General features: G+C 41.1%; 31 protein-coding genes. 1 reads left to right on the top strand and 30 read right to left on the bottom strand.

Going from position 1 to position 23,733, the window contains the following annotated elements:
- Window positions 1–22: 22 nt before the first annotated feature.
- Genes BHE18_RS22710 through BHE18_RS10095 form a run of 3 tightly spaced genes read right to left on the bottom strand, consistent with a single transcriptional unit; the run spans window position 23 to window position 1,063 of the window.
- Window positions 23–445, bottom strand: coding sequence for a hypothetical protein (locus BHE18_RS22710; protein WP_083573695.1), 423 nt, complete (start codon window positions 443–445; stop codon window positions 23–25).
- Window positions 446–497: 52 nt separating this feature from the next.
- Window positions 498–770, bottom strand: coding sequence for a phage holin (locus BHE18_RS10100; RefSeq protein ID WP_071618454.1), 273 nt, complete (start codon window positions 768–770; stop codon window positions 498–500).
- Between the two features lie 14 nt (window positions 771–784).
- Window positions 785–1,063 (bottom strand): hemolysin XhlA family protein, encoded by a 279-nt coding sequence (locus BHE18_RS10095; RefSeq protein WP_440480388.1) that lies wholly within the window; start codon window positions 1,061–1,063, stop codon window positions 785–787.
- Window positions 1,064–1,177: 114 nt separating this feature from the next.
- Here BHE18_RS10095 and BHE18_RS10090 point away from each other — a divergent pair, with 114 nt between their 5' ends.
- The gene (locus tag BHE18_RS10090; protein WP_071618453.1) at window positions 1,178–1,369 is read left to right on the top strand and encodes a hypothetical protein; all 192 of its coding nucleotides are present in this window, start codon (window positions 1,178–1,180) and stop codon (window positions 1,367–1,369) included.
- 4 nt (window positions 1,370–1,373) lie between these two features.
- Here BHE18_RS10090 and BHE18_RS10085 read toward each other — a convergent pair whose 3' ends face one another.
- From BHE18_RS10085 to BHE18_RS23980, 27 genes are all read right to left on the bottom strand, one after another.
- Window positions 1,374–1,511: an XkdX family protein gene (locus BHE18_RS10085; RefSeq protein WP_083573693.1), complete on the bottom strand. Its 138-nt coding sequence runs from the start codon at window positions 1,509–1,511 to the stop codon at window positions 1,374–1,376.
- A gap of 1 nt (window position 1,512) precedes the next feature.
- A complete protein-coding gene (locus tag BHE18_RS10080; RefSeq protein WP_071618452.1) occupies window positions 1,513–1,704 on the bottom strand; it encodes a hypothetical protein in 192 nt (63 codons plus the stop codon).
- Complete coding sequence (locus BHE18_RS10075) at window positions 1,667–2,065, bottom strand: hypothetical protein (protein WP_071618451.1); 399 nt, start codon at window positions 2,063–2,065, stop codon at window positions 1,667–1,669. Before BHE18_RS10075 ends, BHE18_RS10080 begins: the two co-directional genes overlap by 38 nt.
- Before the next feature lie 13 nt (window positions 2,066–2,078).
- Window positions 2,079–5,528: a phage tail spike protein gene (locus BHE18_RS10070; RefSeq protein WP_071618450.1), complete on the bottom strand. Its 3,450-nt coding sequence runs from the start codon at window positions 5,526–5,528 to the stop codon at window positions 2,079–2,081.
- Window positions 5,529–5,540: 12 nt separating this feature from the next.
- Entirely contained in the window at window positions 5,541–7,046 is a 1,506-nt protein-coding gene (locus BHE18_RS10065) for a distal tail protein Dit (protein ID WP_071618449.1), read from the bottom strand.
- Window positions 7,047–7,371: 325 nt separating this feature from the next.
- Complete coding sequence (locus BHE18_RS10060) at window positions 7,372–9,639, bottom strand: hypothetical protein (protein WP_071618448.1); 2,268 nt, start codon at window positions 9,637–9,639, stop codon at window positions 7,372–7,374.
- Window positions 9,640–9,643: 4 nt separating this feature from the next.
- Window positions 9,644–9,985: a hypothetical protein gene (locus tag BHE18_RS10055; RefSeq protein WP_071618447.1), complete on the bottom strand. Its 342-nt coding sequence runs from the start codon at window positions 9,983–9,985 to the stop codon at window positions 9,644–9,646.
- Between the two features lie 26 nt (window positions 9,986–10,011).
- Window positions 10,012–10,401 (bottom strand): tail assembly chaperone, encoded by a 390-nt coding sequence (locus BHE18_RS10050; protein WP_032087710.1) that lies wholly within the window; start codon window positions 10,399–10,401, stop codon window positions 10,012–10,014.
- Window positions 10,402–10,463: 62 nt separating this feature from the next.
- Window positions 10,464–11,006: a phage major tail protein, TP901-1 family gene (locus tag BHE18_RS10045; protein WP_032087709.1), complete on the bottom strand. Its 543-nt coding sequence runs from the start codon at window positions 11,004–11,006 to the stop codon at window positions 10,464–10,466.
- Window positions 11,007–11,021: 15 nt separating this feature from the next.
- Window positions 11,022–11,411, bottom strand: coding sequence for a hypothetical protein (locus BHE18_RS10040; RefSeq protein WP_032087708.1), 390 nt, complete (start codon window positions 11,409–11,411; stop codon window positions 11,022–11,024).
- Between the two features lie 8 nt (window positions 11,412–11,419).
- On the bottom strand, window positions 11,420–11,761 hold the full coding sequence (locus BHE18_RS10035) for an HK97-gp10 family putative phage morphogenesis protein (RefSeq protein WP_032087707.1): 342 nt from the start codon (window positions 11,759–11,761) through the stop codon (window positions 11,420–11,422).
- A 301-nt stretch (window positions 11,762–12,062) separates the two neighbouring features.
- Window positions 12,063–12,395 carry a phage head-tail connector protein gene (locus BHE18_RS10025; RefSeq protein ID WP_032087705.1) on the bottom strand — a complete coding sequence of 111 codons (333 nt, stop codon included), beginning with the start codon at window positions 12,393–12,395 and terminating at the stop codon, window positions 12,063–12,065.
- A gap of 4 nt (window positions 12,396–12,399) precedes the next feature.
- Window positions 12,400–12,726: a hypothetical protein gene (locus tag BHE18_RS10020; RefSeq protein ID WP_058297752.1), complete on the bottom strand. Its 327-nt coding sequence runs from the start codon at window positions 12,724–12,726 to the stop codon at window positions 12,400–12,402.
- A 31-nt stretch (window positions 12,727–12,757) separates the two neighbouring features.
- Window positions 12,758–13,693: a phage major capsid protein gene (locus tag BHE18_RS10015; RefSeq protein WP_071618446.1), complete on the bottom strand. Its 936-nt coding sequence runs from the start codon at window positions 13,691–13,693 to the stop codon at window positions 12,758–12,760.
- A 16-nt stretch (window positions 13,694–13,709) separates the two neighbouring features.
- Window positions 13,710–14,357, bottom strand: a complete 648-nt coding sequence (locus BHE18_RS10010; RefSeq protein WP_171910692.1) for a DUF4355 domain-containing protein — start codon at window positions 14,355–14,357, stop codon at window positions 13,710–13,712.
- Window positions 14,358–14,490: 133 nt separating this feature from the next.
- Window positions 14,491–15,441: a minor capsid protein gene (locus BHE18_RS10005; protein ID WP_071618444.1), complete on the bottom strand. Its 951-nt coding sequence runs from the start codon at window positions 15,439–15,441 to the stop codon at window positions 14,491–14,493.
- Between the two features lie 10 nt (window positions 15,442–15,451).
- A complete protein-coding gene (locus BHE18_RS10000) occupies window positions 15,452–16,897 on the bottom strand; it encodes a phage portal protein (RefSeq protein ID WP_071618443.1) in 1,446 nt (481 codons plus the stop codon).
- 10 nt (window positions 16,898–16,907) lie between these two features.
- Complete coding sequence (locus tag BHE18_RS09995; RefSeq protein ID WP_071618442.1) at window positions 16,908–18,194, bottom strand: PBSX family phage terminase large subunit; 1,287 nt, start codon at window positions 18,192–18,194, stop codon at window positions 16,908–16,910.
- Window positions 18,184–18,621, bottom strand: a complete 438-nt coding sequence (locus tag BHE18_RS09990) for a terminase small subunit (protein ID WP_071618441.1) — start codon at window positions 18,619–18,621, stop codon at window positions 18,184–18,186. The genes BHE18_RS09995 and BHE18_RS09990 overlap by 11 nt, the downstream gene beginning before the upstream one ends.
- Window positions 18,622–18,760: 139 nt before the next feature.
- A complete protein-coding gene (locus tag BHE18_RS09985) occupies window positions 18,761–19,507 on the bottom strand; it encodes a hypothetical protein (protein WP_071618440.1) in 747 nt (248 codons plus the stop codon).
- Window positions 19,508–19,540: 33 nt separating this feature from the next.
- On the bottom strand, window positions 19,541–19,978 hold the full coding sequence (locus BHE18_RS09980; RefSeq protein ID WP_071618439.1) for an ArpU family phage packaging/lysis transcriptional regulator: 438 nt from the start codon (window positions 19,976–19,978) through the stop codon (window positions 19,541–19,543).
- A 100-nt stretch (window positions 19,979–20,078) separates the two neighbouring features.
- Window positions 20,079–20,771 (bottom strand): hypothetical protein, encoded by a 693-nt coding sequence (locus tag BHE18_RS09975; RefSeq protein ID WP_071618438.1) that lies wholly within the window; start codon window positions 20,769–20,771, stop codon window positions 20,079–20,081.
- Entirely contained in the window at window positions 20,768–20,968 is a 201-nt protein-coding gene (locus BHE18_RS09970) for an XtrA/YqaO family protein (protein ID WP_071618437.1), read from the bottom strand. Before BHE18_RS09970 ends, BHE18_RS09975 begins: the two co-directional genes overlap by 4 nt.
- A gap of 849 nt (window positions 20,969–21,817) precedes the next feature.
- Window positions 21,818–22,249: a RusA family crossover junction endodeoxyribonuclease gene (locus BHE18_RS09965; protein WP_071618867.1), complete on the bottom strand. Its 432-nt coding sequence runs from the start codon at window positions 22,247–22,249 to the stop codon at window positions 21,818–21,820.
- 6 nt (window positions 22,250–22,255) lie between these two features.
- Window positions 22,256–22,462: a hypothetical protein gene (locus tag BHE18_RS09960; protein WP_071618436.1), complete on the bottom strand. Its 207-nt coding sequence runs from the start codon at window positions 22,460–22,462 to the stop codon at window positions 22,256–22,258.
- A 4-nt stretch (window positions 22,463–22,466) separates the two neighbouring features.
- Window positions 22,467–23,324 carry a DnaD domain-containing protein gene (locus tag BHE18_RS09955; protein WP_071618435.1) on the bottom strand — a complete coding sequence of 286 codons (858 nt, stop codon included), beginning with the start codon at window positions 23,322–23,324 and terminating at the stop codon, window positions 22,467–22,469.
- A gap of 12 nt (window positions 23,325–23,336) precedes the next feature.
- On the bottom strand, window positions 23,337–23,600 hold the full coding sequence (locus BHE18_RS23980; protein ID WP_058297766.1) for an AbrB/MazE/SpoVT family DNA-binding domain-containing protein: 264 nt from the start codon (window positions 23,598–23,600) through the stop codon (window positions 23,337–23,339).
- Window positions 23,601–23,733: the final 133 nt, after the last annotated feature.

The raw sequence follows: 23,733 nt of genomic DNA, 5'->3' as shown, positions 1-23,733 counted from the left end.
AGGGCAGTTTTTCCCGGTGACATCAAAGTGGCGAACAAAACGATTTTTGGTGTCTCTCAGTTGTTTGAACTTTCTCTGTAAATACTGATGGACAAGTGCTGTACCCCTCAGGGTAGCGTGAGTCTGTAGCTCTAAGTGTTTGCAACTTTAACCTAGCTGTTCCACCATCATTTGCGCCAAAACACACCTCGTCCAGCGGCACTAATTCGAGAGCTTTGTGCTTATCGACAAAGATATGAGCACTTGCGTATCTTTTATCGCCTTCTGGCAAATCGTCATTTTGGTTTGGAAGTGTCTCGTTAAAGTATTTAAAATGATTCTCCGCTGTCGCTCCATAATTGGCTGTCCAATGATCAACCGCAGCTTGCACCCTCAGTAACTTGATCCCGGTTCTTGTTGTCGGATGCTTTTTTATATGCTTCTCTTTGTAGTTTAACTTAATCACACTAATCTCTCCCTTATTTTTGATATAAGAAAAAGCCCTCCGGAGGAGAGCCCTACTTGTTGCTTGGTTTCACATATGATTTTGCTCTGTTGCTATCCCCAATACCTTTTACAGTTGGATCAGTCACTGCATTAAATACAGACCAGGCGGTGATGGCCAATAAATATGGATTGGTAAAAGCCTTAATGAATAGGTCCCCCACAGATGACCAGGATGTAAGATCCTCCATAGCCAATCCTTGATAAGCCAATAAGGGCAGAAATAGAGCTCCCAATACCTGCAGCAAGAACGTTCTATTGATTAATCTAATTTTCCAGTTAATCAAAATGATCACTCCTTTTAGTTTTGAATAAAGCCATAAAAAATAGCAATCGCTCCCCCGATTACTCCGGAACTGATTGCTGTGATAATGGCACCTGTAATTTTTCTTTTAATCCAAGTGGTATTCTCATCAATTTTATTTAAAGTGTTATTTAAGGTAGTAATCTGCTCATCATGCCTTGTAGTAGTGGTTTTTAGATCACTTACTTCTTTTTCAAGAATTTTGATGTCGCTTTTCATTTCCACAATATCTTTTTCATAGTGGTTCATGGTTTGTGCCTCCTCTGTCTGCTGCAACGGAAACGCCCCCTTTTTTATTTTTCATATGGACTACACCACCTCCTTTTACCAGGTATACTTTTATACACTTCGGAAATTATATGGGTATTCAATCACCAAGGAGAGAAACCCATGAAGAAAACATTACCTTCAATATTTTTAATGATGGTTTGCACATTGGTTCATTACTATTTCACTCATTTGGGACAAGAACGTAATAGAAAACGATTTATAATTAGTGGAATAATACTTACCGTTATTGGTTTGTTTTACTCAACAGCCCAAACTTTGATAATAATTAATTCGGTTAATAAAACAAAATAGAACCTTACGATATAGGGTAAGGTTCTTCAACAATTTCTTCATATTGTGCTGCCGTGATCTTTTCACACTCAACAGCTGTTGCAACTTGCTCTTTTGACCAGAACATCGGATACCACCCTTTTATATACTTGTACCAATCCACCTCACACCACCCCTTTCGTCATCAGGTCATAAATGAGATCTGCCTGCTGCTGCTGACTTTCCTGGAGAGCTGCAGTCGTGGTCATGACTTCGAATGCCAGTTCAGCGTTCTGAGCTTGCAGACGATCTACTTCTTGCGGCAGACTTGTGTCGGACTTAAGATTGCCTTGTTGGATTTTCGGGCTCAGCTTCATCTGGTACCACCCCCGGTTCTACATTTTCTGTTCGGATGACAGGAAAGATCCGGATTTCTTGCTTTAACACATCCACCCAAAGGTGTTTGTGAATTAACCGATTGGTTCCTTCATAAACCGGAAATCCATCAATTGCCTGTATAAGCTCATATGTGTACTCACCTACACTATCTACAATGAACAAGGCATACACTGATTCAGTTCCTTCTGCGATGTCGAAAGTAACCTCTGGAAGCTCATGCCTTCCGGTTTTATCCACGAAAGCCCCGGCAGCCAAGTGGATTTCAGAGTCCAAATACTCCACCTCTAACCCTTCCGTCCACTTTCCTGTATTTTCACATGCCTGTGTGACGATTTCCAATTAATCTCCTCCTTTACGATGGCTCATAAACCACCATCAAGTTAATATCGATCGATATCCCACTTCGGTCACGGTTGGCCGGATTGCCCAGGTACACATCGAAACCCGTGGCGCTTACATTGTATACCCGTGCATTGAAATACGTTGAGTTACCGTTATAAGGTTGAGCCATCACCCAAAAGATATTTTCAGCACCACTGAATGAAAAACTCAACGGTCCAAAGTAATTGCTTGAGGATGATCCAGCCGTAATTTTCGTACGGCCGAACCAAGTCACCAGGTTACCATCAAGTGATCCATGCACGTTTGTAAGTTCAGGTTCAAGCTTTGCTCCTATTGCTGCAAATGAGCCACTTGACTTTGACTTTAATAACGTCTTCATTGGCAAATATGCTCGGTCAGTGAACATTTCGAAGTAGTCCCATCCGTCATCATATGTATCGGATCGGAACATTAACTTACTTGCACCTGTACCGGAACCTGTGTACTGCCAAACCTCGAAACCTGTGCGATGGGTGTTAGCCGGTGATAAGTTGTCACGACCGGTAAGCAAGAGTACATTAGACCAACGAGTACCACCGGAGTCCGTGTAGTTGTTGACACGTATTTCAGGTACATACCCGTTAGCCGTACCACCTTGGTATGTTGATTTTAAAGACAGCGCACCGTCGTCATAGCCAGGACGATTGGCTCCGTATAAGCTAGTAGAGCGCTTATCGTAATCTAATTTTAACCAGTTCTTCGCAATCCCGTCGGAAGACCGGAATCCAAGAACTAAGTGGCTAATGTAACTATGGATGTCAAGTCCAGGGTCTCCGTCTGTAATGTCATAGCCATCACGCATGTTACCTACGAGACTACCGGTTTGATCATATATTCGAAGACCGTCTTCGTCTGCCCGGAGAACCGGTACCCCGTTACGGTATGACTGTAGCACCCCGTCATTTAAGATAACTTTACTACCATTGCCATTATCTGAACTTACTTTTCCATCAAACGTTCCACTGGCCCCAACAAGCTCTCCAGCAAACTTGATGTTTCCGGCAGTATCAAAGTATAGGACATCTTGCCATGATTGGCTGGTTGAGGCTCTTCGCTGGATAACGTATCCCAGAGTAGAATTGGAAACTGTCCGAACCAATCCATCACTTCTGGCAGTTACAAATCCGTCTTGATTCGTAATGCTGACTCCGTTATATGTTTGGCCTTTCATCACAGCGTTTTGATCTGCGTATTCCTCGGCATCTGCTAAAGCATCAAGGTATGCTGCTTCCGAAACTGCATCTGCATGCCCTTTAGCATTCTGCTCTGCGTCTTCTGCTCTTTCGAAGGCGTTGTCTGCTTTTTCCGTTGCTGTTCCGTCCATATCCACACTAACTTCATAGACTGAATATCCAGAAGGAACATTTCCACTTGTCCAGTCAACACCTTCCCAGCCGGTGGTTTGAACGTTCTCAGTAATGTAACAATGAGAACTTGTAGGATATCTGCTTGTATTTACAAAAACCTCAAGATAAACATCATCATAAGTGGTATTTGTTAAGATCCTGGCTTTACTAAAAGGAATGGAAGAACTGTATCGTGAAGAAGAAATAACAGATATCTTCGGATTATTATTGTAATTTACAGTTGCTTCAAAACTAACAGTTTGATGGTTGCCTGAAGTTCGATCGACAAGGATAAACTTCGCGTATGCTCGGCTGCCGTTGTTGACAGCAATTCGATACCAGCCTCCTGCACTTAGTGCATTATGATAATAATAGTTGTTACCGATGGTTGAAAACTTGTCCGAGAAGTTGGTGTTATCGTTGATTTCATTTGGCCCGATCGGTCCTTCCGGGCCCTGCGGTCCACGTTCCCCTTTGATTTTCACCCAATTATACTCGCTTGGATCATTACTATCTGCAGAAGAAAAATCGGTATACGTACCGATATACAATTTATTAGTAGAATCAGAGGTAGAGAACCCCGATGTCCCTGTGGAATCATTCGCCCAAGCTGTATGAAAAAACGGGGTACGACCGTCGTCTCCCGGCTCGCCCGGGATTCCCTGCTCTCCATCAAAAACATTTGTAATGGTAATCCTTCCGATTGAGAGAAGTGAATCTTGAATGACATCTACAGTAAACGTCGCTTTCTCATCAATGTCCGCTGCAGAAACGATGAGGTTTTTCCCGCTATAGTTAAAACCCGATACTGGAATACCGTCTTTATCCCGCTTGTTCCAAACGTAAGTATAATTCGCTCCGTCCTCATCTACTTCTTGGCCAGATAGAAATACCCTGGCTTTTAAAGTAGTAGTTCCGGATCCATTTTTGAAAACTTCTCCGGCACTGGACACCACCGTTGTGACTAACATTCGGGCGAACTTTTTCCTGATTTGATCTTGAATGGAGTTCCAAATGGATTTAACCTCTGCCTCGGTGTATTCAATGTAGTCACCCAGAATGACTTTCTTTTTAGTTTTTTGCGTGATCGATCGTTCTTGGGTATGCACCCGGGCTTCCAGATAAAGAGGAGGATTGAACTTTTCGTCTTTAATTTTGATTATGTCACCGAACCGGATCTTTTGATTCTCGAGTCCTGGCACATGCTCTAAGTCTGTGATTGTCGATTCATATTCCACCATATCCTTAACGCGCTTTTCCAGCTCGTTTTCGGTTAACGCGGTCAGTCTTTCTTCGGTCATGTCCTGATCGGTCGACTGTGGCTCATATGGTTCGATTAAATGCTTCCCGTTCCTTCCCCATCGAGCAAGGGCTTCCTTATCCTCCACCAGGACTTCAAGCCGCGTCCCGTCTTCCCTCTCAGGTCCGAGACCGAGGAGAGCCGTTACCACTTCATCTTTTTCCCGCCGTTTCACTTCGATTAGGTCTTTACCGAAAGTAGCTTCTCTTCCATTCCAATCCCCTACTCTTTCAACCATATCGACATACCGTCCAGTGACTCGATTGCCTTCCGTTTCGATACGAAAAGCAAGTTCTAATCCAAATGTATTGGCAATGCGCTTCAACAGACTGAAAGGATTCGTGTGAGTTTCTATGACAATTTCTTTCGCACCTGCATACGCAATATTCCCGACCTGGTATTCCGTGCCTGATATGGCAAACTGAACATGATTTTCTGCTGAACCGGTCAATGATGTGGGGCTGATTACTTTAGCCTTTTTCAGTTCAAGATAACTTGCTGTAGTATAAACTTCGCTTAGCAAACCCTCTCGGGATCGATACTTTAATGTTTCATTGATGATTAGTTCAACGAATCGATTCTCCTCATCCGGTATGATGACCCGTTTCCGTTTGGTAAGGTGGGAGGCGAACGGCTTATCGGCAAAGGTTGTAAAATCAAATGTCTCCAGGTTATCTTTTAACGATTTCCTGTGTTTGTTGGACAGAATATTTTTTGTCGTAATGATATCTAAAATCTGATCAGTCTGATGCTCTAAAATATGGATCTGCGTCATATTCTACCCTCCTTACTTGTATGACTCTCTATAAGTACCGGAAACATTAAAAGAATTGCTTGGATGGACAATCATCTGATTCTCACCTTTTTTCAACGTAAAATAAGATGCCCCAAAGTCTTTATAACTCTTGGCATCTTCCCCGTTAATTAATATTTCTTCATTTTTATGATCAAATGTAATTTTATCTCCTACATCTGCAATGATCGGAATCTCATCTTCTTTTAAACTATTGATCCGCCAAACTTTAAGGTTGTATATATTCATCCGGGTTGCTCCTGTATTCGGCCACTTTCGGAAGACCACCTGTATTTTGGCTATCTTATCTTCAAATATACCTTCGACAGGGGGAATATAGTGTTGTTGTTGGACATAAACCCTCTTCCCATTCACAATCTTAGCGAAGTAGAACCACCACCGGTTTCCCCGACGTTGCAGTTTCATCAAGCCGTAAAAGTTGTTCCAATTTTTAATGTTACCTGGGGCAGCTGTGTTTATAGGAAAGCGTTGATATTCGTCATACCCTAGTTGAACTCTCCCGTGTATTCGGTCTGACCCTTGGAAGGAATCAGACATATGGATACGGGCCACTTGGCGGTCAAGAGCATCTAATAGATACACTTCCACCATCCCCGTCCCCCAGCCGACATTATTATTCCGAAGAATACAATCCATTTCAAAATCTTGAACTTCTTCAGGAAGAGACTTTACAAGTCCTGGCCCCTGCCACTTTTCGGGAGCTACAGCTGTCCCAAAGCTTTTTGGCCTGAAGCTTCCTCCATCTGTTTCAATCTCACCACGAATATATCCATTAGTCACTGTTGTAGCAGCAGCCCAGCCGGTCAATGTATTCATCAAGTCGGCAAGGATGAGAGTGTATTCTTCTTTAGGGGTACTCTCCACCGGTGCCGGCCGGCCAATCATCATATATTCATCAAATTGATTCTGGATCATGGCAAATGTGATCGGCGCCAGGACTTCCAATTCAAAAACTGGATTGGACTCTGCAGATCCCGATGTGTTGATAACTGCGGAGTCCCCAGCAAAAACAATTGGTTTTTCGGGACCATACTTCTTAGGATCAGAACATAGAAATGTCAGAGTCCCTATCAAACTATTACTGTTTTCTTCCGGCAGCTCATTCACTGAAAGGGAAGCATAATAGACAACATCCTCATCGGTAAAGGAAAGTTCCTTCTTAGATCCACCTAACAGACTATTCAATAGGGTGGTCCGTCTTCTGAAACCCTCGTTTGTCTTGTCACTTATCTTATACTTAACCGTAATTTCTCTTTCTCCCGTACTGTGTTCGTTAGATTCCATAAGTCCATCCATACCAGGCACTTCAAACGTATTAATGCGGTTCGTTAGGTTAGCTCTTCCGGATACAGTCAATGTTGTGAAGCTTCCTTCATCATCGCTTAACGCTGAATCAAAATTAATGCCGTTAAACACCGTTTGGATAGACAAAGAGGTACTTTGTGTACCCCGTTCTGTCAAGTTTACAAATCCGTACATAAAGTACCTCCTATCTAAAACTATTTAAGGTATCAAGCTCCCTTGTTTGGACCTCTGTGATATCATCAACAAAAGTTTGGTATGTTTCCCGGCCCATCTGTAAGTAGATATAGGCTGGTTGTTTGTTATTCACTTTGACTTCTGTGTTAACCGCGCTGCTTACTTGAGCAGTGCTGCTTCTTTTCAGACCCTTTAAACTTGACCGGATGCTTGCTGAGTTTACTGACAGTTCAGGATTAAAAGCTGTCCTGACACCACTTGCAAGTTTAGCAGTCGCACGTACTAGAGGAGACTTAGCTTTTTCAATTGATGTCCGAATTGGACCTTAAAAGTCCATTCTATGAATATCACTCAAAGGTCCGCGCTTGGCAGGAGAGAATGGCCAGAAGTCCCTGACTGCTCCGACTATGTTTTCTACCTTGCTAAGAATCTTCCCTTTCATCGCAGCTAAACCATCGATTGCACTCTGGATAATCGCTTTCCCTGATTCATAAAGATCGATACTTTTGAAAAAATCAGTGATGTTCCATAATATATTTTCAACAAGGTTCTCCATGTTACCAAGCTGATTCCTCACAGCACTGACCATCCCCTCAAAATCTCCAGTTAACAGAGCAACCAAGAAATTTAGAGCATTTTTAAACGTGCTTTTAATAAAGGACCAGACTGCCTTGATATTAGACAATGCCATTTGCATGTAGCTTCTGACCGCATTTAGTAGCTGGCTGAATTTATCGGAAACCCATGAATGGATTTTCGATGCGATATCACTTATCCATGACCAAACGGCCGACCAGATTTTCAAAGTCCATTTCTTCACATTGTCCCAGTTGGCAATGATCAACACAACCAGCGCAATCACCGCAGCAGTCACCCATCCAATCGGGCCAAGCGCGATAAACCAGGCAGCAGCCATTCTTGCAGCATGAAACAAAGCTTGAACACCCATCCATGCCCATTTGGCAACGAAAACTGCTGAAGTTGCTATCATTTTAGCTATTGCAATGGCCATCTTCTGACCGGTAGCCAGTGTCCATGCAGCAGCCACCTTCGCCCCGTGAAGTAACGCTTGTATTCCCATCCAAGTCCATCGAGCAATGAAAATGACTGATTGAGCTATAAATTTCGCCACCGTAGTTACCACTTGGACAACAAACTGTCCTAATGATTTAATCATCATCGAGATTCCGGTGACCAATTTCGCTCGCATCATGCCTGTCTTAAGCCATATAAATGTTGCCATTCCTCCGAAGGCTGTTTTCACAAGAATGATAAGTGGAGTTAATGAAATCAATACACCAGAAAGTGATAGCATCCAACTAATCACCTGACCAATTAACGGATAGGTTTTCATCATTTCTGATGACCAACTTAAGAATCCATTCACTAGATCAAGAATCTTGGATCCCAGTGGAGCCATCCCAACCCCCAGTTGGATTAAGAAATCAGTAAGATTCCCGATCAATGCCATAACTTTTGGCCCGTTTTCTCTCACATACTTGATAAAGTTTTGAAACCCTTTTGATTCTTCTAATTTGGATGACCAGGCTGCGAACCTTTCAGTTAAGCCAACCAGCCCGCCTTGCATATCCTGCGATAGAGGAGTGAAAGCGACCATTAAATTCATGATTCCTTGCATGACATTAAAAAATGATTTCCCCATTGCTTCCATCGATGGACCAACATTATCATTCAGAAATTTAATGAAGTCTTTGAACTCTTTAGTCTTCATAGAAGAACTGAAACCTTTAGAAAGTGTATCGACCGCCTTGATTGCTCCGTCAAAAGCCGGCTTTAAGTTTTTTAACAGAGACTGAAGCTGACTTAGACTCCGGACGAAAATATCCATCACTGGCTTCTCAAACTGCTTTGTGAATTTACCCCAAAACTTGCTGAAGTTTTGAACGGCTTTCAATCCTCGTTGCTGCTCTTTGGATAAGCTAGCCTGGGCTTGCTCGATCTCTTTTAAGATTTCAGCACGTTTTTCTAAATCAGTCGTATTCGCAAGCTCTTCACGTAAGTCCTTAATCGTCTTATTAGCTTCAAACACATCGTTTAAAGCTGACGTCGCTACACTCCCAAACAAGATCGCCCCGGTGCCGGCCGCGGCAAAAGAAGTGACTAAACCTCCAAGAGCCCCAGTTAAACTTGCAATGATTGGTACTAAAGCAGGTAATGCTGCTAATAAACCACCACCAATGAAGTTCCCCGTTACTATTCCAACAGAGCTGATTGTTTTAGCTATTCGATCGATTCTCCCTTGGAACTTATCAACCCTTGCCTCCACTCGGACAATGATTTTTTCTCGAGCGAGTGCTTTAGCCTTTGCACTTAAATTATTGATTTTCCTGTAGAAGCTTACGGTATCAGCATCCACTTCTTTTTCAGCTTTTTTCCTGGTGAATCGCTCCATCAATTTCTTTGCAACTTTGATGTTTCGTTTTAAAGGTTTAATGTCAGCCTTTAATGTTGTATCTTCTGCAGATTCAGATTCTTGTTTAAATCGTTTTGTAACATCCCTAGCTTTTTGAATTGCATTTCTGAATTTCGTTATGTTCGCTTTTAGTTCTGCTTCTACTGAGTAATTGGACATTTAGTCACCCCTTTCTCGAATTTCTTTGTAGGGCAATTTGGGCAGGAGATAAATCCTTCGATGTTTTTTCAATAGACTTCCCTGAAGCTAATTCATCGTCCACTGCTTTCAGCATAGACTCATAATCAAAGAAATCCTTGAACTCTTTAAAGGCATACTCCTCTTTCGGTTTCTTTTCTGTTCCTTTATTTATCTTTGCTTCTGCATTGCGAATGAGGAAAGCTAATTTATGCAGCTTATACTCTTCATCGATTTCCTTATATTCCTGTGCATATCGCTTATAATGAAACTCGGTCAATGTCATCTCTTCCACATCCACCAACCGTTCCATCCTCAGCTTTCGCATTGAATAGATAACCACTTCGTCGTAGGTTAACCCTCTATTGTCTTGCTCGCTTCCTTCACGACTTTCCCCTTTTGATACTCTTCTGGAACGAGCTTTCGGGTCATAGGTTGCTTTCCCAATTCATACATGACTTGCTCTGCGAACTCATCCAGCCCTTCGTTTTCAGCAATATCATTCAAGATTGATTCAAAGTCCTCTTCTGTCTTAGGCTTTTTCTTATCGTGAGCAGTAGCTGCCTGAATCAATTTATACAAACAAATGATATTTCCCGACTGCAGGCCAGGTACCAACATTGTTTCAAGCCCTTGTCCGAGACTTACATTTTCTACTTCTAACCCTAATGAACGATCGATTGTCGTTAATGTCCGAAGTCCAAATGATAGTTCGATGTCTCTTCCGTTAAATGTGATATGCAAAATCTATTCCTCCTCAAATTGTCAAAATAAAAAAGAGGGGGTTCTTCCCCTCTTCGTCCGTCTTATGCTTCTGGAGGTGTACCCAGTCCATCATCAGCAACATCGTCCGCCAGCACGTCATGAAAGACGTATCCTAATGTTTCAATGTCTGCCTCCGGAAGGCTGACACGTCCTTTCTGCCTTTTGAACTGAGTAACAAACGTTCCACTTACCTCTGGATCATCCTCTGCAGGATTCGTTGTTTCCCATTCCGTGATGTAGCCTTGTCGGTATTCAGCTCCAAATGTGAAAGTACCTGGATTAACCTCATCCTCTACTTTATCCGCCAAATCCACTTCCCACATTTCTACTGGATAGTCATCCACAATGGAATCACTTAGCATTGTAAATGTAGGATCCGTTTCAGCCTGAAGTGCCGAGATACTTACTTCATCTTCAAGTGCTCCAGAGCCTGATACGCTGCCATCCTTCGTGACGGTTGATTCCCGGTCGCGGGAATAAGACTTTGAGTGTTCGGTTTGAAACACAAGCTTTGCACCCTCTGCAGCCTCACCGAGTTTCCGAAAATAGAGCACTTTGTGTACTCCTTTTGCTATGTTGGCCATGCTACTACCTCCTTATTAGGTAATTCTGTATTCTGCCTGGATCACTCCATGCAACAGATTGTCAGTCGTTGTATTATCAAAGATTTCATTTGAATCAAGAGAGACCAGCCTCACGTAGTAATTATCGAGTTGTGCCAGCCTTCGCAAGGCCATTTCGAGATTATAAATCATTTCGGCAAAGTGGACTCGATTATTGGCCATCTCCCAAACATGAATGGTTTGCGATAGATTACCGGTGATCACTTGTTTGTTATTTATGACATCAGAACCTACCTGTCCAGCTACATGCACAAATGGATAAGGAACTTCCTCGTCTTTCCCTGGAAGATAATCGTATGTGTTATATCCCAGATTAAGAGAGTTATTGAATACTGCATTGAACAGTTGAATTTTTGGTGACTTCATCTACTCACCTACTTTACAAGTCTATTTAAATCATCAAGGAACTGCTTTTTCTGATTGTAGAATCCAGGAAAGATGAATGGTTGTGCATCCATGAACCTTGTTCCGAATTCCAGGTAGCCGGAGTGTTCGGATTTACTGATTGTTTTACCGACAAGATTACTAACTATCTTCGTTTCAATGTTTCTCTTGGTGTAGCCAGTTTGATAACCTTGAGTAAATTCAGCGTTCTTAACTACCTTCTGAGTCATTTCAATGGTGTTGTTCTTCACGATTGTCCCGACATCACCTTCAATCTCCCTATCCATCCGGTCAAGCTTTGCAAGCAAGGCGTCCAATCCATCTAAGTCCACTCGCTCACCCCTTCCAAAAACAAAACGCTCTCAGACCTGTATGGCACATGCCGGAGAACGTTGTATTTATTACCGTTAATGACAGCTTTATCAACTTCATGTTTATATGGTCTCTGTAGCCTCACAGTGGTGATTTGCTTGTCTAAGGAACCGAATATAACTTTCACTCTTTCCAAGCTGATTGGAGAAGTGTTGCAGGATAATGTAACACCCTCATCCACCTCAACAACTGTCTTTCCGACAGAAGGATCATAAGCCCTGCCTAAAACTTTATGAAGTGTTACCCGATCGGAGTATCTCATCAGAAGAACATTACCTTTCCTGCAGTCTCGGTTTTAGGAATATACGTTTCTAAGATAGACTGATAGGGTTTAAAGTCGTCTTCTGTAAATGAAACGGACCTTCCCTCGATGGATTCTGACTTCATTCCTTCACTACCAATCTTGTTATACCGGTTCACGACCAGCTCCTCAACAATGAACATTAACTCCTCTGGTATCGCTGTCATCCCAGCATTTTGTTTTAACCAGACCAATAATCTAGCTTCTACATTTGCAATCAATCTATCAATCTGGCTGTCTTGAAGGTCATCTTGAACGCCTACTATAATCTTGACGTTTTCTTTAATCGTCATTCAATCACTTCAATTCTGCTTCTGCAGCAATTGCTTCTTCTTTACCCTGAATTTTTTCTCCGTTTGACAGCACATACCAAGGGCCGCCTGTATGCTTCGGAAATTCACTTTCTTCAGGAGATTGATTTGATCCTTCAGGCTCTTGGTCGGCTTCTTCTGACCCCACTCCCAATTGCTCAATCAATGGCTTCCCGACTTTATTTTCTGTGCTTGATAATTCCGAGATCCGTTCCTTGCTTACTTTACCCTTAGAAGGGAAGGTATCTCCCTTTCGATAAACGCGATGATCATCTTCTATATCTCTGAAAGCTCGTATCACTTTGTAAGGCATTCCTAATCATCCTCTCTTTGATAAATGGTTATTACGCTGCTGGGGCAGGACCTGGGACTAATTTAGCAAAGGCTTCATCTTTTATGATCATCAAACCAACATCCATAGTGGCACGCAGGGCAACCATCTCTTGCTCAAACAAGTTGATAGGTGAACCATCCGCGTTGGTAATGGTCGACAGTTGAGCTTCCTCTGAAATTGCATAATCAATGTTAAAAGGAATACCATAACGCAATTGATCAAAATCCCCAGCGTAAAGAGTACCTTTTGAAAGATTAGCAGATTTCAAATCCACTGCCGGCAGCCCATCAATCGTATTGTTTGAACGGTCATACAATGATTGCAATGTTCCATTTTCAGCTTTTTGTGCATTCCTTAAAGCAGTATGGTTTTGCACTTTGGATATCCATGCATTAGGCTCTACATCATTCTCAAAAAGCTCATCTTCTACTGCCAGGATATTGTCGTAAGTGATCCCGTCATAAACGATGTTTTCTGCTGCTGTTACAGATTGTTCAATCGATTGAGTGAATGGGTTTGCTACATTCAGGATTCCTGCTTCATCAAACTTCTTATAGAATGCCTCTGCAATCTTTGGACGCATGATTTCAAAGAAATTTGAAACCCTGTACTGTAGATACTCACGGGAAACTGGTAGAATGACACCCAGCTTCTTGGCCGTCATCTTTACTTGAAGCAAAGTTGGTTTTGAAGTTTGAATCTTCTCAGTCTCACCTACCCAGTAAGCCCCTGGTCCTTCTGCAAAATATTCGAATGTCTTTTCCTTATCCGTCATTTCCTCATAAACGCCCAGCTGCATGATCTTGGATTTTTCCATTACATCATTCAAGATCATGGTGTTGTACTTATCCGGAATCGTCCCATCTTTGGCTTCGTGAACCATTACGTTATCTGGGCTAAATGTTTGTGCGAAAAATTGTATATCCAGTTTTAATAGTTTTGGCATATATGACTCTCTCCTCTTATTTAATGATTCTGTTCTTCCTGGCCATTTCTGCTTTTGAAGTATGGCTGCTGTTGGTTATTTTTGAACTGCCTGTTTCAGGTGGATCCTGACGAAGCTTTTCCTTCACTGCATTATTAACTGCTGCATCGAATTCTTTTTTGATACTCGTCACTGCTTCTTTGATTTTCTCGTTGTCCTCAAGTTTGATAAGAGATTCAGCAAACGCAGCCGGCAGTCCCTCATCTTTTAAATCTGTTTCTACTTCAGAACGAAGCTGCTTGGTGTTTAATTCACGCTCTCGCTTATCAAGAGCTTCGAGTCGCTTCTTAAATTCAGCATCTTCTCTTTCTTTCTGAGTCATCTTGGCATATTGTTCTGCATCCTTTTTGGCATCGGCAATTCTTTGATCGAGCTGGTCTTCCCACTCTTTCTGTTTCTTCTCCAGTGCCTTTGCAAGCTTACGGTCTGACTCAGCTTCAATCTTCTTTTGAAGTTCCTCTTCAGAAAGCTCAAGCTTTGCCGGTGGATCGCTTGGTGGATCATCGGAGTTTGGTGGATCCGCAGGCGGGTCATTCGGCTCGGAAAAATACTGCAGATTTAGTTTCAAGGGTTCAAACTGTTTCTTAAAGGCTGCTGGATTAAACACATTAATTGGTCCTGTCACTTTCATTTCCTCCTAACCCATGAACACGTAACAACACGCAGGTGCCCATCGTTAACGTCCTCACACGTTTTTAGTCAAAACAAATAAGCCTGTTTATAACGTCTGGTGCTTAAAGACGCGCTCACTAAATTTCTTATAAGGTGTATTTATCTTTCACGCTTGCGAAAAATTCCTCTCTCCAGTCTCCCAAGTCAAGAGCCGTTGAACTCCTACAAAACGGGTGCATGGGTGGTGCATTGATGCCTGGCTTCATTTCCTTCACCTTGAATTTTTTCTTATTCAACAGTTTACATTTCTTTGTGGTCTTCCCATCCATTACAGCAACATATTCATATTCAGCTTCATCATCACTAGAAACAGCCTGATAGGATAATTTTTGAGCTTCGACCTGGACCCTGGCAGTTTCAGTGATTAATAACCTTTTAGCTTCAAATGAACTGACATCAAATCGTTCTCGGATTTTTTTGATGTACCTATTTGGATGGACACCACGGACGATTGCACTGTTGATAATAACGTCCAATTCTTCTCTTAAGGCTTCCATATCTCCCCATATCCTTGAAGACCAATTGGCCCCATAAAAAGAAGCTCCAACAATCGATTTAAGAGTTGGAGTGGTGATTGCCATGTTGACTCCTAAGATCCCGGCTTGCCTCAATACTTCAGATATTCCAGCTTGCTCCAGATAATCTTGGAAAGTCTTTTCTTGCTCATTCGTCATTGATACCAGGTGAGCATTTAAATACATCATGAGAAGCTCCTGACGGTTAATCCGCATCTTTGTATTGTAGGTGAAGAGTTCCTTATTCGCTTTCGGGGAGAAGTCCTTCTCCCTCACATATCGTGCAGCTGTTCTTTCAAATGATTGGACATCAAATTCGGACACCCTCTTCTTAGCTTCGGCTAAAGAGATCGTATTCTTTTCTGCGTACCGGGAATAAAAGGCATTGATTTCTTTTTCTACCTCGCTAAGAGCATGATCGATGATCCCTTTTAATTTTCTTGATACCTCTTCATCTTTCATTTGTTCACGCTTGATGTTGTCTCTTTCCCGTTTCACCCAATAACTCTCTTCTTCTGGCATCTACCACACCTCAATTCCTCATGTACTCGGAGGACATCGATTGTCTTTGTTTGGCCCTTTCACTTGTAATTCTCTTTTCTTCCTCTTCTGGATTTTCTACAATCATTGGAATGATCTTCAGTTTCGTTTCCTGGGAGAGCTCTCCTCCAAGTGCATTAAACATGTCTACTGCTTCTCTGGTGCTCTTAGGAAGGTTCGGGGTAAATTTATAGGTTAACCCCTCAAACTCCCCTTTTCCTGCTTCACTCGCCAAGTGCATGACATTATTTATCAGCTTGTAACGACGATTGAGAGACCTTTTGAATAATCGTTCTTTGTTGATCCGTATTTGTTCCAAGCCGAAAAGCTTGTACTTCATCGCTTCACCGGATTGTTGGCCAGCAAAGTTCTCGTCATTCAAGTCCGGTGTATTAGTGAATTTATGAATGTCTGTTTGCAGTCTGCCTTTATATGCCTCACTACCTGACACATCATACTGCTTGTAAATATAATCAGCTTCAACTCGACCTTCAGCACCGTCTGCGTTTTGAGTTGGCTTCAAGAAGATAATATTGGCTTCTTTCATCTTCTTTGCTTCCCCAGCATCCAGTTCCACATTACCGAGAATCTTCAGCATTGCATCATTCAAATCAGTCATATAGTTTGCCGTATCAGATTGAGCTGCATCATACAAATCAATCAAGTCGAGAACATTCTCAAAGTCCCCCTGGCGAAAACGATTGTTACTGTGTTCATTAATTGGTACTTCCCCAAACGGATGGTCAACCTCACTTTTAAGCGTCAGGTTATAGTCACCCATGTTTGAAGTGAAATACGTGTAAATCTTCTTGTCTGTATAAAGGATGACTTTAATCCCTCGTTCGCCACCGTAACCCACCGAGAAGTATCGAATCCCAGCAATCACGTTCTTCTCAATCGTCGTGTCATAGATTAGGAAGGTTTCTAACGGTGAAGACAAATACACTTTGGTTTGATCCTGCTGGTTCCGATGTATCAGCTCATATGCCCGGCCATATATCGAAAGATCAAGAACGATATCTGCATTAAGTGCTGCATCTTCAATTGTCTCGTTGATTTCATTTATTTTTTCCTGAGTGGACTTGTCCTTATGGCGGACTGACACAGGAACCCCAACAAAGAATCCTTGCATGAAATTAGATACATACTTCGCATAATTGTGCTTGGCCCGGTGATCGGCCTTATCATCTTCTTTCCTCCGGTTAGCTGCAGAAATCGTCGTATTCTCCCCAAGATAATAATCGTCCAAGACAGTGAGCCTTGGACGTTGATGTTCAATATGATGTTTTAATATTGCAGACAGTTCCTTTGTATCTTGCACCAGCTCTTCTGCAGACTCGAACGTATACTGAATATTTGCCTCTTTACTGAACCGCCTCTTCTTCCCGGCATTTCCACTTGTGCTTTCTCCAAGCTCAAAATTATTTACGTGATTCATGTTCCACCTCCTATAAACCCAATCCTTTTAAAGCATTGTACGTATCGTCTTTCTTAGCTACTCCCAGATGGTATTGCTCCAGGCTGTAACGGAGTGCATCAATGATATGGTTATTTGCATCAACCGGTGTATTTAGCCACTTACCGTCCTTATCCTGATCAAACGTATACGTATTAAATTCTTCAATCGTGTGTTCACATGTTGGATGAATGTACACCTTGAATCCTTGAATGAATAATATCCCCTGATTCACGCTGCCTTTCCCTTTGACTGAAGCTCGCATCCTTCGAACACCTTTATTAATTAATTCCTGAATCAAACGACGTTCTGCAGAGTCAGCTGTAATGACTGATTTAAGAAGTCCTTTACTCACAATCATCTTGTATATGTCTTCAGTTAACATCGCTTTCTCATAATGTTCATCGTAGATCCAGAGCTCTTTATTCTTAAGATCTACCACGGAGCTCGGTAACGTTGTTGGATCATTCGTAAACCCAAAGTCCATCCCATGAGCCGTTTCTTGAATCTCTTTGATTTTTTGTTGAATATCGAAATCAACCACATGGAAGTTATCGAAGACTAGCCCTTCTGCCACTCCCCAATCGCCATCACAGACTATCCTGGCACGTCGAGGATTGGTTCGATATAGATCCTCGTATCTGGCACGGTCAACATCATCCAGCCATTCATTTACTCTGAAGGTTGTTGTAATAGCAAATGTATCTTTTTCCCGGGTACCTTCATCGAAAAATACTTTCTTAAGCCAATGTCTCTCGGACCACGGGTTAAACGTTACTGTGACTTGCTTAAAAAACTCAGGATCATCATAGCTACCACGTATCGATTCAACCACCGTCCGAAACTTGGCTTCCGTTTCGATCTGGTAGCATTCTTCAAACCAAGCCCAACAAAGGATGCCAACATCCACGGTGATCGAAGTAATCTTCAGTTCATCATCAAGACCCCTGAACAAGATTTTCTGGCCAGTAGGCATATAGGTGATCTCTGGCATCGATTCATTGAACTTAAATAAATGGGCAACCCCTAATTGCGTGGCTGCCCATTTTAAATCAGTATAGGTGGATTGTTTGTTGGTGTTAGAATACCTCCGGACAACTAGTAAGTTTGCCCAGGAATACTTCATGATCCGGTGAATGAAATTTAATGCTGCCGTTTTTGATTTCTTACTCCCCCGGGATCCTTTAACTACCCGGTAAAATTGCTTATTGTTCCAGAACCGGTTGTACCCTCCACCTATCTTCTTTTTAATGGAGGTTCTTTTCTGCTTAGTCTTCATCAGGTACATCCTCCACAAAGACTGGTGTAATGTTCTCTACTTGTTGCTTATCGGTCCACATGACATATCGCTTACCTAAGAGCTCTGCTGCTTTAACTCGATCTTTCAAGTAGGTGTCCTTGTCCTCTAACTGCTGGGCACCTTCTCCTATACCCACTGGTATCTGTTCGGTGTATTCTCCGCGCATCACAGAAGTGAGAAACTGAAGGATCTCATCTTGCTCTGCGATCGACTCTTTCTTCAACTGCTCTAAACGTTCATCAATATAAGATCTCACGTTAGCATTTGTTAGCAGTCTGCTCCCGGAGGCTCTTGCTGCTGAATCCTTTTTTACGTTATTGTAGGCGATTTTATATGAAGCCGATATATTACCCGATTTCACATACTCATCAGCAAAACGTCTTTGTTTTTCAGTTATTTGTGTCATACCATGTCACCTGCCACCTCCTATTTCACAAAAGAATAGCTCCCTACGTTTGTAAGAAGCCTCTAATAGTTTATTGGTTATTACCATATTATCACTTCTAAGAAGAAATACTCTGTCAATATGCTGCCACTTTTCTGCCTTAATAAGGTAACTCTTTTAAGTCTGAATGTAATACTGGCTTTTTTAATTCTAATCTTTCGCACATTGAAATTATTAAATCATGAAACCAATCTGCAGATGTAGGTGAGACATAAATATTTTCAATTAATGTTTTTATATCACAAGATATTGATTTTCCAAATTGTACAGGAGAATCTGCACTATAATCAATTGCTCCATTACTTGATGGCAGACCTAAATGATGGAGTAACCTTAGCTCTTTCTCGTGTTCAAAAGACTTTCTTTTATAAATAAATGGATTAAAGGTATTCCCTTCTGGAACCCAATCTCTTTTAAAGTCAATGTATTTAACTTTCCCAATATAAATACTTTCTTCTGTCTCGCAGAAAGAATCAATCAACTTACCTACAGTTGATTGAATAGCTATCCCTTCTTCACTTTTTAAATACAAATCCCACATGGCCGCAGATTCATACTCATTCATATGCCAACAATTTATCAAGGTAAACTTTCTATCATATCTATTTAAGTTTTCTAATTTTTTAAATATTTTATTATCATTTTTCTCTCCATATATTTTTTCTCGGTAATTTAAACTTTTATTAGCATTAGAGTATCTTCCTTCAAATGGATCCTTAAATTTATCTGATCTTACGAAAAACAAGTGTTGAGAATTAATCATATCGATAAACTTTGTGAAGTCCATATATCTCCATATTTTGGTTGTCTTTTCAGGTAAATCAAAAACAGAATGATGATTATACATTAAACAATCCTTCCCTTACTTTATTTCAAGGTATTAACCTAAATACTCTTCAATTTTTAAAATAAAAGCCAGCTTATAAAATATTCTAGACTTCAATCTATAATACCTTCTTTCACTCATTCCAATTTCATTATATATCTCATAATCAAACACCTCTTCATCTTTAAGATATCGCTTGAATACAATTTCCCTTTCTAATTTATTTAATCGGTTGACTCCCCTCAAAACCCATTTAACGTGTTTGTCTTTGGCCAATTCTAATTCAATTCGCTCAATGGCAGCCTGTTCAGTTGAAGAATGAAATTCATTTGAAAATGAAGGAGGAACAATTGAGTAAGTTGCCGTCACTTTCGGTAACTTGTCTTCGGGAACCATGAGTAAGTAGAAACGATACTTTTCAAAAGCTGACTCAACAGCAGCTTTTGTTTTTTCTCTGTCGATTTCAGGCAGCATAAAAAGTTGTTTATTCATTATTAATCCTCCTCATTTTAAAAAAAAGACACCAATCACAACACCGATAATTCGGTGAGTGATTAGTGTCCTCCAGTTGGCTGGTAGAACTAATTTTAAATTAATCTATTAGCTTATAAAATAAACCGCCATCATTATAATTTATTACTTCTTCAAGACTTTCATCCTTCACCATACCGGAAATTACAGCTCTGATCATTGAGGCTGGTACAGAAGGATAATGTTTTTTTAAGAGTTTGAAAAATGATTTATAGGAAAATACATCTGTATTAAATTCTACTCTAACTAATTCTAATACATCATCAACCATAATACCTTCAAATGTGGAACTAGTAGTTTTTAAGCTTATCTCTTTCTGATTATCAAGGATAGTTTTCAGTTCCTTTACAACCTCAGGATCCCCTCCCTCTTTAATATAACTCTCTATTTGAGAGAATTTACTCTCGTACAGAGTTACCTTTTCATTTAACTCAGTAATGATATCTCTTAATTCATTTAAGGACACACCATTTTCATCAGAGATTTTTTCAAAATCGTTAATCATCCTTTTAAAATGTTTAACTGATTGATTAAGTATTGCAACATTATTTTTATGCCCTGCTACATCCCATAGAGTGATTAATATTGCAACAACTGCTAACACTATAGAAAGTAACGTAGCCCCATTAGAAAGAGATTTTACTGCATCATCAAAACCAACTAACAAAATCCCTCCTAACATCACTAATGCTAAAGAAAGAATAATAACAACATAAATAAAGTGAATCTTCAATTTATCTCTTTCAAAATTCAAAACTCTTCCCCCTCATCAAACTTAACCCGTTTCACTTTGCCCTGGTGAGTAACGATCTTCGTCTCACCATGATCCGGTAGCTCCGTAATCTTCGCCTTTCCATCACAAACCACCACAGCAAAACTTCCTTCTTTATCCATTATATCAATTTCTAGTTTTAAAGTACTAGGGTTAATTTCCAAGTCTGATAGTCTCACCAAGACCCCTCCTGTGTTATAATTAAGTTGGCTGGCCGGGAGAGATCCTGGCTTTTTCTTATTTTATGAAAAATGAATATTTTATCCTAGATATTTACATTTTTCTGTACTATGATTATAGTTATATTAGGTGATGGAATGAAAGAACTAGAAACCTTAGATCGTATAAGAAAATTAGGATTACTTTTCAAAGAATTCTACAGGTGTAAATGCCCTGATCAGAAGCAATTAATTGCTGAAGAAATAAAAAAGACCTCAGAAACAATACGACCTAAAACCTAACCCAACCTGCTACTCATACTTTATGCCTAAATGAATAAATCTACTTACTTTATAAAGAATAATGAAGCACTAGTACCTAAAACCTTCTTAAATAGAAAAATATAAAAATCCCTCTTAATCTTATTTTTGGTAGTATATACCTATAAATATTTTTTGAGAGGTATTAATATGATGTTCTATATTGGTGATAACGTAATTTACAACGATGAAGAGTATTTTGTGCATTTCATTTATGATTCTGAGTACTTAGAAATTTCTAAGGAAAAAAATAAAATGAGCAATTGTATACTCGTTCATAAATCTGAAATCGAATTGAAGAAGTAATAATATACTTCTCCAATATAAACTCCTTGGATGGTGAACTCCTTTGAATGGACTAACTGATTTACCAGAGAAAAAACTAAAGGAATTGTTACATGAGTCCAGAAGAGTTGGGACCTCAGAAGATTTCATTAGATTGATTGAAGCAGCCATTCACCAGAAGAAGTTACTTAATGAAAAGGAAAAGCACCGAATACTAAATTGAAGTCTTAGAAGTCCAAACTAATCTTGCAAGAGAGACGATCCTTACCCCGTCTCTCCTTTTTCTTTTATTGGGACCACCATAATCTCAATCCGCGGTGTCTCGCTATACCACTTGCTGGCCAATAACTCTACAATCTGGCTATCATCCCTCCAGAGAACCCCATTACAAGCATCCTTGATGCCTTTCACGTAATTGTCTACATCCGGCTTTGTCGTTGGCCTCAATTCTCCACTTTCTGCAGCTGCATGTTTCTTTTTGCTGAAGCTCTTTAGCGATGGCTTGAACACCCTGATAAACAACTGCAGTGGCCCTTCCAGTGGCTTCTCAGGTCTATGTTCTGCCGCAACAAGCTTCACATACTTCTTAAACTCCTTCGATTTCTTCGGATCGTATGCTTTAACCATGCCGCCCTTAGAGCTGAACCGCGGCCGGCCTTGGGCAACAGGAGTGCCGTATACCGTAAAATTGATTATCTCCACTTATTCATTTCCCCCTTCGCTTTCCCGGTAATGATTCGATTGGGTAACAACAGCGACTGCAAGCTCATGCCTTAAATCATAATAATTCAAGTCATAAATGCTCTCACCGGTTCGCGCTCTGGTAATACCCAAGGCTAACAGATCATTTATCATGACCTGCGCCTCGGCATTCTGTTTACGCCTAACCGTGTTATACAAAACACCCAATCGATCACCCCCTCCTGTAGGCAAGTAATTCAGCCTGTAGCTTTTCTTTTTCTTTCTCGAAGTCATAGTCATCCGACCCACCGGCAGGGGCATCTTGGCTTGATTGCGACTCCTCAAACCAATCAGGCAGCATTTCCTTCCGGATGGGCCGTACTTTCCCGCCGGCCCTGTTAGGCGGTCGCTGAGACTTGTGCTCCTTGTATTGCTTCTGCTCTGCCTTACACTGCTCCACCGTCCTAATCCCTTTCTGGGACCAGTTTCTAAGGATGGCCTCCACGTACCCCCATTTCTTTGTCCCCTGCTCTACCGCAATCTTCATGGCCTCCAAGACTATCCCCTCTGAAAGATCATCACACCAGCCGACAATCTTTTGGGGTATATAGCCACCTAACACACCAAACCCTTCTTGTTCGTAAAACTGAAATGGATTGGGAGACACACGCGCATCTTCTCCTACGTCATCTTTTAGTTTCGTTTTGTTTTGTTTATGTTTAGGTATGGTCAACCGTTGGTCATCGGATTGGTATCCAGATTGGTATATGGATTGGGTATCGGATTGGTATAGCGATTGGTCAACTGAGTTGACCAATGACTTTACCTTATAGATTGGAGCCTTACCTTTTTTGCCTTTTTCATATTCAATCAGTTCGTTCTCAATAAGCTTTACTCGAGCATTGACCAGCCCTTGCTTTGAAAGGCCAGTCAATTTCTCTACTGTGGAGTTGGGCGCATTGAATCGTTCTTTCCAGCCAGCCATATTGTTTATGGCCATCAGTGTGTGCCATAACGCAATTGCGCTGGTATTAAGATCGTTCAGCAGCAGCCAATCCTTAAAAGCTTTGAGTTCCTTTAGGTAATTCAAACTATCACCCTCTTAAGCTTGTTTAACATATGAAATGGCAGCTTCAATGGATTCCCTGTCTTCAACATTGGTGGCATCCTGTAAGGCCGTCTCGAGCCAGGTTAGTGTATTCTGCTTGGTCACATCAGTTTGATACGGTCTGAAGATGATTCCTCCGTGGCCAATAAACATTTCTAATGGTGTCCCGGTGTGTAACCCTTGGGTTCTCCTGACTTCCTTTGGAATAACGACTCTCCCTAATTCATCGATCTTTCTAACGATTCCAGTTGCTTTCATGCTTCCTCTTCCTTTCTATCGCATATTGCTTTTCTGTTTTGTATTCCTCGCACATGGTAGTGCGGATATCTCTTCATATACTGCAGAACTAACGTTTTGAGTTCTTCCTTACTTTGAGCCTTCTCCCAGATCC

Origin of the sequence: Rossellomorea aquimaris, from assembly GCF_001877785.1 — a bacterium.
Classification (GTDB): domain Bacteria; phylum Bacillota; class Bacilli; order Bacillales; family Bacillaceae_B; genus Rossellomorea; species Rossellomorea aquimaris_A.
Note: the sequence above shows the minus strand (reverse complement) of the source record. Positions and strands in the feature narration are given on the sequence as shown.

What these genes read in the sequence shown, in the direction of transcription:
- BHE18_RS10090 (WP_071618453.1), top strand. Translation starts at nt 1,178, where the DNA reads ATGAAGAAAACATTACCTTCAATATTTTTAATGATGGTTTGCACATTG.
- BHE18_RS10080 (WP_071618452.1), bottom strand. Translation starts at nt 1,704, where the DNA reads ATGAAGCTGAGCCCGAAAATCCAACAAGGCAATCTTAAGTCCGACACA.
- BHE18_RS10070 (WP_071618450.1), bottom strand. Translation starts at nt 5,528, where the DNA reads ATGACGCAGATCCATATTTTAGAGCATCAGACTGATCAGATTTTAGAT.
- BHE18_RS10065 (WP_071618449.1), bottom strand. Translation starts at nt 7,046, where the DNA reads ATGTACGGATTTGTAAACTTGACAGAACGGGGTACACAAAGTACCTCT.
- BHE18_RS10060 (WP_071618448.1), bottom strand. Translation starts at nt 9,639, where the DNA reads ATGTCCAATTACTCAGTAGAAGCAGAACTAAAAGCGAACATAACGAAA.
- BHE18_RS10055 (WP_071618447.1), bottom strand. Translation starts at nt 9,985, where the DNA reads ATGCGAAAGCTGAGGATGGAACGGTTGGTGGATGTGGAAGAGATGACA.
- BHE18_RS10045 (WP_032087709.1), bottom strand. Translation starts at nt 11,006, where the DNA reads ATGGCCAACATAGCAAAAGGAGTACACAAAGTGCTCTATTTTCGGAAA.
- BHE18_RS10040 (WP_032087708.1), bottom strand. Translation starts at nt 11,411, where the DNA reads ATGAAGTCACCAAAAATTCAACTGTTCAATGCAGTATTCAATAACTCT.
- BHE18_RS10025 (WP_032087705.1), bottom strand. Translation starts at nt 12,395, where the DNA reads ATGACGATTAAAGAAAACGTCAAGATTATAGTAGGCGTTCAAGATGAC.
- BHE18_RS10020 (WP_058297752.1), bottom strand. Translation starts at nt 12,726, where the DNA reads ATGCCTTACAAAGTGATACGAGCTTTCAGAGATATAGAAGATGATCAT.
- BHE18_RS10015 (WP_071618446.1), bottom strand. Translation starts at nt 13,693, where the DNA reads ATGCCAAAACTATTAAAACTGGATATACAATTTTTCGCACAAACATTT.
- BHE18_RS10005 (WP_071618444.1), bottom strand. Translation starts at nt 15,441, where the DNA reads ATGCCAGAAGAAGAGAGTTATTGGGTGAAACGGGAAAGAGACAACATC.
- BHE18_RS10000 (WP_071618443.1), bottom strand. Translation starts at nt 16,897, where the DNA reads ATGAATCACGTAAATAATTTTGAGCTTGGAGAAAGCACAAGTGGAAAT.
- BHE18_RS09995 (WP_071618442.1), bottom strand. Translation starts at nt 18,194, where the DNA reads ATGAAGACTAAGCAGAAAAGAACCTCCATTAAAAAGAAGATAGGTGGA.
- BHE18_RS09990 (WP_071618441.1), bottom strand. Translation starts at nt 18,621, where the DNA reads ATGACACAAATAACTGAAAAACAAAGACGTTTTGCTGATGAGTATGTG.
- BHE18_RS09985 (WP_071618440.1), bottom strand. Translation starts at nt 19,507, where the DNA reads ATGTATAATCATCATTCTGTTTTTGATTTACCTGAAAAGACAACCAAA.
- BHE18_RS09980 (WP_071618439.1), bottom strand. Translation starts at nt 19,978, where the DNA reads ATGAATAAACAACTTTTTATGCTGCCTGAAATCGACAGAGAAAAAACA.
- BHE18_RS23980 (WP_058297766.1), bottom strand. Translation starts at nt 23,600, where the DNA reads ATGAAAGCAACTGGAATCGTTAGAAAGATCGATGAATTAGGGAGAGTC.